12 protein-coding genes are annotated in these 12,682 nt (G+C 43.9%); 3 read left to right on the plus strand and 9 right to left on the minus strand.

The window, feature by feature from the left end:
- Nucleotides 1-115: 115 nt before the first annotated feature.
- Both ACE38W_RS20005 and ACE38W_RS20010 read left to right on the plus strand, forming a co-directional pair.
- Nucleotides 116-880 carry an EI24 domain-containing protein gene (locus ACE38W_RS20005; RefSeq protein ID WP_375833746.1) on the plus strand — a complete coding sequence of 255 codons (765 nt, stop codon included), beginning with the start codon at nt 116-118 and terminating at the stop codon, nt 878-880.
- Nucleotides 880-1,587, plus strand: a complete 708-nt coding sequence (locus ACE38W_RS20010; protein WP_375833748.1) for an SAM-dependent methyltransferase — start codon at nt 880-882, stop codon at nt 1,585-1,587. Before ACE38W_RS20005 ends, ACE38W_RS20010 begins: the two co-directional genes overlap by 1 nt.
- A gap of 49 nt (nt 1,588-1,636) precedes the next feature.
- Here the strand turns inward: ACE38W_RS20010 and ACE38W_RS20015 are convergent, their stop codons facing one another.
- Together ACE38W_RS20015 and ACE38W_RS20020 are read right to left on the minus strand one after the other, a co-directional pair.
- Nucleotides 1,637-2,032: a hypothetical protein gene (locus ACE38W_RS20015; RefSeq protein WP_375833751.1), complete on the minus strand. Its 396-nt coding sequence runs from the start codon at nt 2,030-2,032 to the stop codon at nt 1,637-1,639.
- Between the two features lie 31 nt (nt 2,033-2,063).
- Complete coding sequence (locus ACE38W_RS20020) at nt 2,064-3,437, minus strand: M20/M25/M40 family metallo-hydrolase (RefSeq protein ID WP_375833754.1); 1,374 nt, start codon at nt 3,435-3,437, stop codon at nt 2,064-2,066.
- Nucleotides 3,438-3,634: 197 nt separating this feature from the next.
- Between ACE38W_RS20020 and bshA the strand changes: the two genes are divergently transcribed.
- Nucleotides 3,635-4,780 carry an N-acetyl-alpha-D-glucosaminyl L-malate synthase BshA gene (bshA, locus tag ACE38W_RS20025; protein ID WP_375833757.1) on the plus strand — a complete coding sequence of 382 codons (1,146 nt, stop codon included), beginning with the start codon at nt 3,635-3,637 and terminating at the stop codon, nt 4,778-4,780.
- Here the strand turns inward: bshA and ACE38W_RS20030 are convergent.
- The 7 genes from ACE38W_RS20030 to porV form a co-directional block, all read right to left on the minus strand.
- Nucleotides 4,777-6,156, minus strand: a complete 1,380-nt coding sequence (locus ACE38W_RS20030; RefSeq protein WP_375833759.1) for a murein hydrolase activator EnvC family protein — start codon at nt 6,154-6,156, stop codon at nt 4,777-4,779. The genes bshA and ACE38W_RS20030 overlap by 4 nt on opposite strands.
- 50 nt (nt 6,157-6,206) lie before the next feature.
- Entirely contained in the window at nt 6,207-7,670 is a 1,464-nt protein-coding gene (locus ACE38W_RS20035) for a murein hydrolase activator EnvC family protein (protein WP_375833762.1), read from the minus strand.
- Between the two features lie 109 nt (nt 7,671-7,779).
- Nucleotides 7,780-8,595 (minus strand): DUF4292 domain-containing protein, encoded by an 816-nt coding sequence (locus ACE38W_RS20040; protein ID WP_375833765.1) that lies wholly within the window; start codon nt 8,593-8,595, stop codon nt 7,780-7,782.
- Nucleotides 8,596-8,646: 51 nt separating this feature from the next.
- Nucleotides 8,647-10,374, minus strand: a complete 1,728-nt coding sequence (locus ACE38W_RS20045; protein ID WP_375833768.1) for a tetratricopeptide repeat protein — start codon at nt 10,372-10,374, stop codon at nt 8,647-8,649.
- A 3-nt stretch (nt 10,375-10,377) separates the two neighbouring features.
- Complete coding sequence (gene dut, locus ACE38W_RS20050; RefSeq protein ID WP_375833770.1) at nt 10,378-10,821, minus strand: dUTP diphosphatase; 444 nt, start codon at nt 10,819-10,821, stop codon at nt 10,378-10,380.
- A gap of 35 nt (nt 10,822-10,856) precedes the next feature.
- On the minus strand, nt 10,857-11,345 hold the full coding sequence (gene ispF, locus ACE38W_RS20055; protein ID WP_375833773.1) for a 2-C-methyl-D-erythritol 2,4-cyclodiphosphate synthase: 489 nt from the start codon (nt 11,343-11,345) through the stop codon (nt 10,857-10,859).
- A 116-nt stretch (nt 11,346-11,461) separates the two neighbouring features.
- A complete protein-coding gene (porV, locus tag ACE38W_RS20060; RefSeq protein WP_375833775.1) occupies nt 11,462-12,640 on the minus strand; it encodes a type IX secretion system outer membrane channel protein PorV in 1,179 nt (392 codons plus the stop codon).
- Between the last annotated feature and the right edge of the window lie 42 nt (nt 12,641-12,682).

Here is a 12,682-nt window from a genome sequence, read left to right on the forward strand (position 1 = left end):
ATAATAAACCCGGTCCGTAAGACCGGGTTTATTATTATGGCGCTTTTTTGGTAGTTTCGTGATCTTTAACTTTAGAGAAAAAAACCAATCTGTTTACGATAAAACTGTTCATACTTTGTTTTCATTCAGAGAAGTGCTGTCAGCTATCCAGTCCTACGGAAAAGCGCACCAATTCATTAAGCAGCACAATTTGTGGAAGTGGATTATCATTCCTGGCGTTGTCTATGCTATTTTGTTCCTGACGGGGGTTTACTTCGTGTTTAATTATTCGCGAGATTTTGTCGAATATCTGACCGTATTTTTTCATATCCGAGAATGGATCGCTGACCTGGAAAGCAGTTGGATAAGTTTTCTGTACATCCTTATTGAGTGGGCGGTTACGATAATATTTCTATTCTGGTATCTCTCTATATTCAAATACTTATTTCTCATATTGGGTTCCCCGATATTTTCCTGGCTATCTGAAAAAACAGAAGCTATACTGGAGCATCGTGAATTTCCATTCAGCTGGAAACAGTTGTTTTCAGATATGTTGAGAGGTATTAAGATGTCGTGCCGTAATATGGTATACCAAACTGGCGCCATCCTGATATTACTTGTTGTATCCTTCATTCCTATTGTAGGCTGGATTACGCCGATGATCGGGTTCTTTATTGAATGTTACTTTTATGGTTTTTCGATGATGGATTACAGTTGTGAACGTCATCGACTGAACATGTCGCAAAGTATTACGTTTATACGTCAGCATAGAGGGATGGCATTGGGTAATGGCCTGGTATTTTGTTTATTTATGATGATACCAGTTCTTGGCTGGGTGCTGGCGCCTTCTTACGCTGTAATTGCAGCTACTATTGATTTACAAAACAAAAAACTAAGATAATGTCTGTCGGCAAAGTGTATCTGATTCCTACTGTGCTGAGTGCCGATGCCCTCTATAGTATTCCGGCGTATGTTACGCCGTTGGTGCAGCAGTTAAAGGTTTTTTATGTAGAAAATGAAAGGACTGCCCGCCGGTATCTGAAGGCACTGGACAAGCAGATTAACATAGATGCATTGCAGTTACTGCCGATGCATGAAAATCAGCTACCAGACACAGAACTAGCGAAAAAGTATTTAAAGGAGGGAACTGATATTGGTGTGATTAGCGAAGCTGGTTGCCCTGCGGTAGCAGATCCTGGGCATCTCATCGTACAGGCTGCACACAGCATTGATGCACCGGTGGTGCCGATGGTTGGCCCCAATTCTATGCTGCTGGCCCTGATGGCTTCCGGTATGAATGGTCAGAATTTTCAGTTCGTAGGATATCTTCCTATAAAACCTCATGAGCGGGTAAAGGCTATTAAAGACCTGGAATTACAATCTCAAAAGAAAAAACAAACACAGTTGTTTATCGAAACGCCTTATCGCAATAATCAACTGCTGAAAGATATCCTGGATAATTGTAAAGACTATACGCGGGTTTGTGTTGCGGCAGATATTACAGGGCCAGAGGAATTCATTAAAACAAAAACTGTGAAGGAATGGCGCAAAGCCTTACCGGAACTACATAAGAAGCCGGCAATCTTCCTGCTGGATGCTGATAACTAATTAGGAAAAAGGCCTCCCTCTACATAGTGAAGGGAGGCCTTTTACTTATTTAAGGAATCGGGTTGCGACCTTGATTCGGATCTGAAATAGAAATGATACTATCCACTACAAATGGGCTGAACCCGCGCCATGGAATTGCTCCAAGGTATTCTTTGTAATGTAGCTCTACCACTTTACCGCTTGCTGTCATCAGCTTACTAGCAATATTTTCATCGGTCACAGAAAACTGGAATTCATTGGACTGAATTGATCCTGAGGTCTGGCCTTTGTACCCTGACTGGATGATCTTTCCTTCGTAGGTTTTGAAGATATATCCTTTCTGTACAAAATAATTCAGCTCTCCTGCTTTTACACCCTTTCCAAATACGAAATAGAATTTATAAAAAAAGATGCCGCCGAGAATCAGTAGTATCACTGTTACGACGATGAATACAAATCGGCCCATGTGGGGTAGGTTTATAGATTTACGTTAGCAATCAAAAGTTTCTATCCACCATGTACAACAGGGCTGCCATGCCGAAGGCGCCTAGTTCCAATTCTCTTTTATTCACATTTTCAAACACGTCATTTGGAGCATGATGAATATCGAAATAACGCTGAGAGTCTGGTGAAAGTTCGGCCATTGGCGTACCTAATGCGGCATGTAACTGACCTACGTCTACTCCACCACCTTCTTCATCAAAATCGTATATGCCATAAGGTTCGAACAGTGGGCGCCAGCTAGCGATTTTTGCTTTTTTCTCAGCGTCCATGGTCATACTGAAACCTCTTGGTGTAAAGCCACCAGCGTCACTTTCCAATGCGAAGATGTGCTTTTCATTACGTTCTTTTGCCAGCTGTGCATATTTCTTACCGCCACGGGTACCGTTTTCTTCATTTGCAAACAGCACCACTCTTAGCGTATGTTCAGGGCGAAGGCCCAGTGCTTTAAAGGTACGCAGTACTTCGATAGATTGAACACAGCCGGTGCCATCGTCGTGTGCGCCTTCGGCAACATCCCAGGAGTCCAGGTGGCCGCCTACTGTCAGGTACTGATCAGGATACTTCGTTCCTTTCAGCTCCCCGATTACGTTATGACCAATGGTATCCTGTAGCATTTGGCAGTTTGTACGAAGAAACACCTGTGCGGTAGGATCATCTTTGAGGCGGGAGCTTAAGCGATCAGCATCTTGTAAACCTATCGCCACTGCCGGGATTTTTGGATAGGCAGTGTCATAAGACATAGCACCAGTATGTGGTTCATTATTAGCGCCATGCGACATAGAGCGAAGGATTATCGCCACTGCGCCGTATTTAGCCGCGCGGCTAGCGCCTTGTCCACGATATTTTACGGCATCCCCGTAGGAATAGAATGTTTTAATGAAAGTCGGATTAAAAGCATAATTATAGAAAACTATCTTGCCTTTTATCTGGTCTTTTTTAGCTTCCAGGTCGTCGAAGGAGCTCACTTCCAGGACAGGCGCTGTAACACCGTTTTCGCCACTGCCAACGGAGTTACCCAGTGCCAGTACATTCAGTGGTGGTGCAACATCTCTGAATTTGGAGATGATACGCGCCTCTTCACGAGCGCCACGTACCCAGTGAGGAACCATGCATGGTTGCATATAAACAGTATCAGCTCCAGCAGCACGAAGCGCAGCTACACCCCATTGCTCGGCCTTTACCATTCCAGGAGATCCCGCCAGGCGGCCACCTACCTGTTTGGTGAGTACACGGAGGTTTTCATAGGCAGTACTATGTGTAAGTACCTCGTTAGCAATATGTTTTATCGTGGCTGAATCTTGTTGTTGCGCCATCGTCATTGCCGGCGCTGTGCAGGACAATAAAATTGGCAAAAGGTATCTTCTCATACAAGTCGGTCTGTTTGACGATAAAACTAATTAATTGTGCTCTTACCTACAAATAACAATAAAATGGTTTGTGTGGTTAACCGAATTAAAAATTCAGCTGTACCTTTGTTGGTGCACAGTAAAAAAGCAGATGATAAGGGCACATATTACTGTTTTTTATACTATAGGCTTTTCTTTTTCGCTATAAATATTAAATCATGCGTATTGGAATAGTATGTTATCCTACATACGGTGGTAGTGGCGTACTGGCAACAGAGCTAGGTAAAGCATTGGCAGACAAAGGCCATATGGTCCACTTCATCACATATCAACAGCCGGTAAGGCTTAACGCGTTTCACGCAAACATATATTATCACGAAGTTCAGGTTCCAACCTACCCGCTTTTTGATTTTCCTCCTTATGAATCAGCGCTGAGCAGCACCATGGTGGATGTAATTATCAACCAGAAGCTGGATTTGCTGCATGTTCACTATGCGATCCCACACGCATCTACCGCCTATATGGCGAAACAGATCGTGGCTAAGCAAGGTCGCGTGGTTCCATTTATTACTACACTGCATGGTACTGACATTACCCTGGTAGGTAAAGACAAGACCTATGCTCCTGTGGTAACTTTCTCTATCAATGAGTCCGACGCTATCACTGCGGTATCTGAAAATCTCCGTGATGAGACGTTCAAGTCTTTCCAGATCGAGAAAGATATCTCTGTGATCTACAACTTTGTGGATACCCAGCGTTTCAGTCGCCGCGAGCTTCCTCATTTCCGTAAGGCTATTGCACCTAATGGTGAGAAAATACTGCTGCACGTTTCTAACTTCCGCAAAGTGAAACGCGTACCGGACGTTATCAAGATCTTTAAACAGGTGAGAGATGCTATGCCAGCGAAGTTGCTGCTGGTAGGTGATGGCCCTGATCGTCCTACGATTGAGTGCATGTGCAGAGAGTTAGGTTTATGTGATGATATTCGTTTTGTAGGTAAACAGGAGCAATTGGAAGATGTGATGTCTATCAGCGATCTGTTTATTCTGCCTTCAGAATATGAGAGCTTTGGTTTGGCTGCACTGGAAGCAATGGCTTCAGAAGTGCCGGTGATTTCATCTAATGCAGGTGGTTTACCAGAAATCAATATTCCTGGTGTTACCGGTTATATGGGAGATGTGGGAGATACCGATACCATGGCAAAACATGCAATTCATTTACTGGAAGATGAAGCGCTGCTCGCACGTGTACGTAAAGGCGCATGGGAGCAAGCACAGCGTTTCCATATCGACAATATCATTCCTCAGTATGAGGCTTTATATGAGCAGGTATTACTGAATCAGCGCCAGGAGCAATTGCTCTAACGGCCTCTGAGCCATCGCTCAGGATTCTGTTTAATAAACTCCTTGTATATCTGTAATTCTATCTGGCCGTTGCTGCTTCCGGTTGCGGGAGCAGCAGCGCCTAATACATGACCACCGGCAACTGTCATTCCTTTCTTCACACTAACGTCCAGCAGGTGTACATAATTGGTAAAGTATTTTCCGTGTCTTAAGGTTACCATATAACCGGCTCCCTGGATCATAAATACCATAATCACTTCTCCACCGAAAATAGCTTTTACAGGCGATCCTTTTGTAGTAGCGATAATGATACCGCTATGTTCCTGTTCTACCTTTCCTACTTTATTAACGCCGAAGTGTCCAACTACTTTGCCATTGGCAACAGGCCATGGCAGACGGCCGCGATTAGCTTCGAAATTCCTGGAAAGTGACAATGCTTCAGGCGTGGCTTCCAGTACATCTTTGGAGGCCGTTGCTGGTTCATCGTCGTCTTCTTCTGGTTCTTCTTTTACTTTAGGAGCAGGAGGAGGTTTCACACCTTTCTTAGCGGCGGCCTTGCGGGCAGCTAATGCTTTACGTGCGGCTTCTTCTCTTTGTTTTTTACGTTTAGCGGCGGCTATACGTTTTCTTTCTGCTGCTTCAGCAGCCGCTTTACGGCGGGCAGCTTCTATCTCGCGGCGGATTGCATCCTGGATCGCGTTATCTACCTGCTTTGCTTCTGCCTTGCTTTTGGTGATGCTTTGTTGTAGGTCTTGTTCTTTTTGCTGCAGTTGGCGTATCGTTTGTTCCGTTTCTTTCTGGTCAGCCACCAATGCTATTTTCTGTTGTTGTTCTACATGAAGGGCGCCAGCTCTTTCTGCTCGTTGCTGTTGTAATTCTGTTAGTTTTTTGCCAAGCAGATCTTTTGTGGAGAGCAGGCTTTCGGCCTGTCTGCGTTTACTTTCACGGTATTCGCGTAGATATTCATACCTTCTGATGGCATCATTAAAGCTGTTGGCGCTAAAGAGAAAGTTTAGTACATCGAAGCTTGTCCTGGATTTATAGGTATAAACTATCAGCTGGGCGTATCGGGCTTTGAGGGAGTCTACCTCCTTTTCGAGTCCTTGTACATTGTTGTTGGTATTATTGATTTCACCGTCTAGCTGTGCCAGTTCTGTGTTGATAGTACTAATTTGAGCATTGCGGGACACGATTTTGTCCTGCAGTTCTTTCTGCAGGGACAGGTTTTGTTTTGTCGACTTTTTCGTGACCTGGAGTGTACGGGTAGCTTCGGCAATTTCTTTTAACAATTGCTCCTTTCGCTTTTCCAGGGCTGCGCGCGACTGTTTACTACGCTGAGCATTGAGCATAGCGGGTAACAGGCATAACGCCAAAATGAAAGGGATCAACTTTCTCAAACAAAAATGCATTAGGTTAGTAAGTAGGGCTTGCGTTCATACCCGCAGGCCTATCGGCGACGTATCCACTGCTCTGGATTTTGTTTATTGATACCTTTCCAGATTTGCAGTTCCACTTCCCCGGTATTTTCTAATTCGTTTACGCCGGCAGTACCAATCACCTGACCAGTTTTCACCATGTCCCCTTTCTTCACGCGGGTGGTTTGCAAACGCACATACGTTGTAAAATATTGTCCGTGGCGGATAATAATCATATATCCCATGCCAGGCATTACCACTACAGATTTCACTTCACCATCGAAGATAGATTTTACTGGCCCTCCTTTGGTGGTAGAAAGTACTATACCATCAGAAGGAACGGTAATATGCTCCATTACAGCATGTTGGTGGATACCAAAGTGTTCAATGATATTTCCTGCCTCTACCGGCCAAGGCAGTTTACCTCTGTTGGCTTCAAAGCTTTCAGATAGTGCCAGGGCTTCAGGAGATGCTTCCAGTACGTTTTCGCTACGTGCAGGTGCGGGTGGTGGTGGCGGAGGTGCTACAGGCGCAGGTTTTTCTGCAGGTTTTTCTACAGGTGCCGGCGTTGTTGGCGTCGGTGTTCCTGCGGCATTGTTATTATTTGCGGCAGCAGCAGCGGCTCTGGCCTTTTCTGCAGCGGCAGCGGCCAAGGCAGCTTTACGTGCTTCCTCATCTTTACGTCTCTTTTCTTCCAACGCTTTCTTACGTGCAGCTTCTTCTTCAGCGGCTTTACGTCTCGCTTCTTCGATCTCACGACGAATAACGTTACGAATAGCGATCTGTACTTTCTGCGCGTCTTTATTACGTTGGTTAATATCTGCTACAAGTTCTTTTTCTCGTCCTTTCAGCTTCTGCAATACTTCATCCTTCTCTTTCTTATCTGACTCGAGGGTTGAGCGTTGGTCTTGCTCTGTTTTCAGGGCATCAGAACGTTTGACACGCTGGCTTTCCAGGTTATCTATTTTCTTAGCGAGTAATTGTTGTGTAGATAAGATATTATCGGCCTGGCGACGGCGGTATTCGCGGTATTGTTTGAGATATTGAAATCTTTTTACGGCATCGTTGAAGCTGGAAGCTGAAAATACGAAGTTCATCATATCATATGCACTTCTGTTTTTGTAGGCATATACCACCAATTGTGCATATTGTGCCTTCAGTGTGTCCAGATCACGGCGGAGTGTTATTACATCGCGGTTAGCAGTATTGATATCTCCGTTGATGAAATTAATTTCTTCGTTGATGCTGTTGATAAGTCTGCTACGCAGGCTGATTTTATCACGCAGGGCTCGCAGCTGCCCGAGGCTTTCCTTTGTAGATTTCTTGGTTTCTTTCAGTTGCTCGTTTGCTTCGTCAATTTCTTTTTGCAGTTCTTTCTTACGGCGCTCCAGTTCTTCCCGCGATTGAGACGGCTGTTGCTGAACAGCATTCTGCTGCGCCACCACGAGAGCAGGCATCAACCATACAACCAAAACCAACGGGATAATCTTCTTCAAATACAACATGACTATATTAAGTAACTGCGAAAATTAATATCAGATATATAAACGATAAATATACAACGTTTATTAGTTTAATGAAGGGGAACTATTATCCGTTCTTCATTTAAATTCGTTTGTAGCCTGATGGCATACTGAATGGAAACGATACCGGCACATCAAAATCGTAGCGGGTAAAATCCAGTGCTACTTTAGTAATGTTCTTTTCTTCCACCAAGATTCTGCGGGTAGTTGGAAATCTCCTTGTACCAATATTCGCATAATCGCCGTAGGTCATCTCACAACTGCGTTTTACGGCACTATCCTTATCCATCACCTTACTCTGCTGCAAACCATAATCATCTGCATACACATTAAACAAGCTGATAAATTCAGGATTATCACAACTGAAAGAAATAACAGAAGGTGTTTTAATCACCTGGTAAATAGAATCTGTCAGATACACAGGATTGCCAATCAGTAAGTCTTGCAGCGTATTGAAATCGAAAGGAATATTCAGCATTTCCTTTGCATTATCGATATCACGTAATACCAACTGTTTCTTTAATCTGTTATATAACTTCAGGCTATCCTTTGTAATTACGGCTCTTACTACTTCGTCGATCACTGGTGCAGAAATAGATATCCAGATGATACTATCTTTCTTCATTCTTACGCTTACGGTAAGTCCGCTTTTGCTATCCTGTTCGTTTTCGAATGCAAATTTTGCACGGCCGGAGAAGGAGTTGAAGTCGATATGATTTTTGCGAATGCCGGTGAGCATGGAGTCAGTAAATTTCTTCATTTCCTCACTAGCATTATCTTTGATCACAACTGCATGCGCTGTATCCGCAGTAGGAAATGAACTGCGGGCCAGTTCTTTGGGCCGGCGGCAGGACACTGTGACAAGACCTATTAATCCCACTAATAACAATAATCTCATACTAGCATTTATCTTTTAGCGCGTTATTTTTCCTGTAGAAAGATAACAGGCTTATTGAATATATCTTTTCTCAGCGATTTTCCTGGTGAGGTCTACTGACGATGCGCCTTTGTCTTTAGCCATCTGCCAATATTCTACCGCTTTATTAACATCTTTCAGGTTATATAGAATATCACCGTAATGTTCCAGCAGATTTGGGTTCTGCTTGGATTCGGGATATTCCAATGCTTTGTCCATCCATTCTTTTGCCTCCTGGTATTTTTCCTGACGGAATAATATCCAGGCGTAGGTGTCCATAAACGTAGGACTATCCGGGTCGATATCCAATGATCTTCTGGACATCTCTGCCGCTTTATCAAGATTTTCGCCTCTCAACGAAAGATAATAGCTATAATTATTGAGTACGGACGCATCTTTAGGACGGATCACCAATGCTTTTTCGTAGCTGCTGTCGGACAAGGAATGTTGTCCGGTGGCATGGTAGGCATCTCCCAGCAGGGAATAAGCATCAGCAGCAAATCTTTTTTCAACATTTCCGAGTGCTAGTCCAGCATTGAGTGCTGTAATAGCTTCCGGGAATTGTTGCTGTAGATAATGGGCCAAACCATTAAAGTAATAGCCCATAAATTCTTTAGGGAATAACTGCTTTACGGTATCGCTAATAGCCTGTAAGGCTTTAGGATCTTCTTTACGAGAGTAAATCCACATCTGCTGGTACCATACAGAAAAACGTGTATTATCCAGTTTGATAGCCCGTTGATAACTTGTCTGGGCGCTGTCCAGCATATCTACCTGAGAAAATAAATCTCCCTGTAAAGCATATGCTTTGGCATCATTAGGGTGTGATTGAACGATCAGGTGAGTGAGGCGTAAACCTTCCTCAAATTTGGTGGAATCCGTTTCCAGCATTTGCAGATAAGGATAAACATAAGCCACCTTTTCGTCTATGCTGTAGTTGGGATTGGCAAAGGCGCGGGTCAGGTAATTCCAGTACCCGTCCATGTTACCATTTTTTTTGGAATAAGTTGCCAGTGCGATCAGCGCCCTTGCGTTCTGAGGATCTTTGCTCAGGATGTCGTTGTAGACAGCCGTGGCATCTTTGATCTGATCATTGGCATCGTATAATTCGGCTAGCAGGTAGTAATACCTGGTTTCGGCCGGATTAGTAGCAATGAGTTTTTTAATTTCTGCAGCAGCTTCGTCGGCCTTACTCATTTTCAGCAACAGTTTCTGTTTCTGATAAGTGACCTCTTCTACTACGCCGGTTTTCTTTTCCAGCTGGTTGAAGACGGCAAGAGCAGCAGCGGGTTGATTGGCTTTAGAAAGTAAAATACCCTGATTATAGTAATAGTCTTCATTCTCAGGGTATTTTAAGCTCAGTGTTTTATAAACCATGGCAGCGCTGTCAAACTTTTCAGTTACAGCGTAAGTATCCGCCAAAAGCTGTTGGTACCAATGGTTTGCGGTGTCCATGGTAGCGGCTTTCCTTGCAAAGTTTAATGCATAGGGGCCACTATGATTGTCCATGAGCAGGCGTGCTATTTCATAATACACCACAGCATTGCTTTTATCCAGGCGCAAATAATCGGAGTACTGGGTTAAAGCAGTACGATAATCTCCTTTCATTTTAGAACGCTGGGCCGCAAAGAAAAGGCTATCCGAACGTTGTTTCAACAACTCGGGGTTTCGTGTGACGGTATTTGCAGATTTTTTTGAGGAGCTGCAGGCTACTGTCAACAATGAAAACGACAGCCCTATAACTGTGATGTATAAACGCATTTATCAGGATTTACCGGTATGACCAAATCCGCCTGTTCCACGGTCAGTAGTACTGAGTATTTCAACAGGCTGGATGGTAGCTTGTACGAAAGGTGCTACTACCATCTGTGCGATACGATCACCAGGTTGAATAGTCTGTGGTTCGGTGGATAAATTGATCATAATAATTTTCACTTCTCCCCTATAGTCAGCATCAATTGTGCCGGGCGTATTGAGAAGGGTAAGTCCCTGCTTGATTGCGAGGCCGCTACGAGGGCGAATTTGCGCCTCATAACCAGAAGGCAGCTCCATAAACAACCCAGTAGGCACGAGGGTACGTTCCATTGGTTGCAATGTCAGCGCTGTTTCCAGGTGTGCTCTGAGGTCCATTCCTGCCGCGTCAGCAGTAGCATAAGCAGGCAGTTCGTTACCAGACTTATTGATGATTTTTACAATTACTTCAGCCATTCAGCAAAGATATTTTTTTAAAGTAGCTTTTGATCTTAATTATTATACTTTTCGAGCAGTACGGTGGCATAGGCCATCACGCCTTCCTCCCGGCCCACAAAGCCCATTTTCTCAGTAGTTGTCGCCTTTACGGAAACATCATCCACACTGATTCTCAGACGTTCTGCAATTACGGCTTGCATCTGTGGTACATAAGGTTTGATCTTAGGTGCTTCCAGACATAAAGTACTGTCTACATTTACCACCTGGTAGCCTTTTTCGCCGATCAGCTGAGCACAACGGGATAACAAAATTTTGCTATCTATGTTTTTGTAAGTATTGTCTGTATCAGGAAAATGTACGCCAATATCTCCCAGCGCAAGTGCGCCCAGCATAGCATCGCAGATAGCATGTAATAATACATCTGCATCACTATGTCCAAGTGCCCCTTTATGGTGAGGGACCAGCACACCACCTAACCAAAATTCACGGCCTTCTACCAGTTGATGGAAATCTACTCCCAGTCCAATACGTATACTGCTCATAAGATAATGTTTTTAATCGTTTTGCCAATCCGCAAAATACGGTATAAAAAACGAATCCCTCCGATTGGAGGGACTGTTTTAATTATTTTAACTGAATTTTTGTATATACGGTAGATTTACCACCCTGTTCTGCTTTCATCTTTCGAACCCAGGTCGAAAGTAAGGGTGAAACGGAGTGTATTGCTCAGCGGATTACGCTGTATACCAGAGCCGGAAGGCACCAGGTAAGAGAAGTTGATACCGAAGATATCGTATTTGATACCCACACCTGCGGTGAAATATTTACGGTTACCCTTATTCTTGTTTTCGTTGAAATAACCGGCTCTCACAGCAAACTGCTTGTTATACCAGTACTCCATACCAAGGGAATACATCAGTTCCTGCAATTCCTCTTTTAAGCCTCCAGGCGCATCACCAAAGGAAGAGAACATACCTTCTATGGATGATTTATTCCTATAGTTACCAGCGGTATCAGGTGTTGGCACCATCAACTTGTTGATGTCCAATGCCCAGGTAATGGTATTTAATTCGTCGAGAGACAAGGTATATGCCGCACCCAGACCGAAGTTGGTAGGCAAGAAATCTTTGTTTTGAGCAGAGCTGGTATAAGAGATTTTAGTACCGATGTTGGTAAGGGCCAAGCCTACGCTCAGTTTATTTACAGTACCATCATCTTTTTCAAAGTCTTTGGTATAGAACCCGGAAACGTCAGCAGCAAAAGCTTTTCCAGGGCGGATAGTCTGATCATTGATAGTTTGACCACCTGCCAGGTTGGAATAGATAAAGCGGCCGGTTAAGCCCACACCGAAATGCTCATTGAGCTTACGGGCATAACCTGCATCCAGCGCAAATTCTCTGGGATGGAAGTTACCCTGATCGGTGTTAGTAATGTCACGGAAGTTGATGGTACCAAGAGAAAAATAACGCAGTGATCCTGAAATTGCCTCATTATCGTTCAATTTCGTATAGCCGCTAACTGTAGCCAAAAACACATCATTTACCAATTCCTTCAGCCACGGAGTATAGGTTACAGCAACACTTGATTTAACGTCGGCAAAGGGTACTTTAGACAGATTGAAATACATGGAAGATGCATCCGGAGAGATAGCAAGTCCCACGTCTCCCATTGCACCGCTACGGGCATCAGGAGTAATTCTTAAGAAAGGAACAGCTGTGTTGATAGTATTGGTACGACCATCTAATTGACCAGTAGAGTCTATACGCTGGGCTGAGGTTCTTAAACTTGTGAAAGTACTATATATGAACACCAGGCTCAAAGTTAACTTTCGGATCATGCAATGTTCGTATTTGATAGGATGTAAAAATAATCTAATTTA

This window comes from Chitinophaga sp. Hz27 (assembly GCF_042263525.1).
Classification (GTDB): Bacteria; Bacteroidota; Bacteroidia; order Chitinophagales; family Chitinophagaceae; genus Chitinophaga.

Bases quoted from the DNA above. Each gene is read 5' to 3' on its own strand.
- ispF (WP_375833773.1), bottom strand. From the start codon at position 11,345: ATGAGCAGTATACGTATTGGACTGGGAGTAGATTTCCATCAACTGGTA.
- ACE38W_RS20010 (WP_375833748.1), top strand. From the start codon at position 880: ATGTCTGTCGGCAAAGTGTATCTGATTCCTACTGTGCTGAGTGCCGAT.
- ACE38W_RS20015 (WP_375833751.1), bottom strand. From the start codon at position 2,032: ATGGGCCGATTTGTATTCATCGTCGTAACAGTGATACTACTGATTCTC.
- ACE38W_RS20045 (WP_375833768.1), bottom strand. From the start codon at position 10,374: ATGCGTTTATACATCACAGTTATAGGGCTGTCGTTTTCATTGTTGACA.
- bshA (WP_375833757.1), top strand. From the start codon at position 3,635: ATGCGTATTGGAATAGTATGTTATCCTACATACGGTGGTAGTGGCGTA.
- ACE38W_RS20020 (WP_375833754.1), bottom strand. From the start codon at position 3,437: ATGAGAAGATACCTTTTGCCAATTTTATTGTCCTGCACAGCGCCGGCA.
- porV (WP_375833775.1), bottom strand. From the start codon at position 12,640: ATGATCCGAAAGTTAACTTTGAGCCTGGTGTTCATATATAGTACTTTC.
- ACE38W_RS20040 (WP_375833765.1), bottom strand. From the start codon at position 8,595: ATGAGATTATTGTTATTAGTGGGATTAATAGGTCTTGTCACAGTGTCC.
- dut (WP_375833770.1), bottom strand. From the start codon at position 10,821: ATGGCTGAAGTAATTGTAAAAATCATCAATAAGTCTGGTAACGAACTG.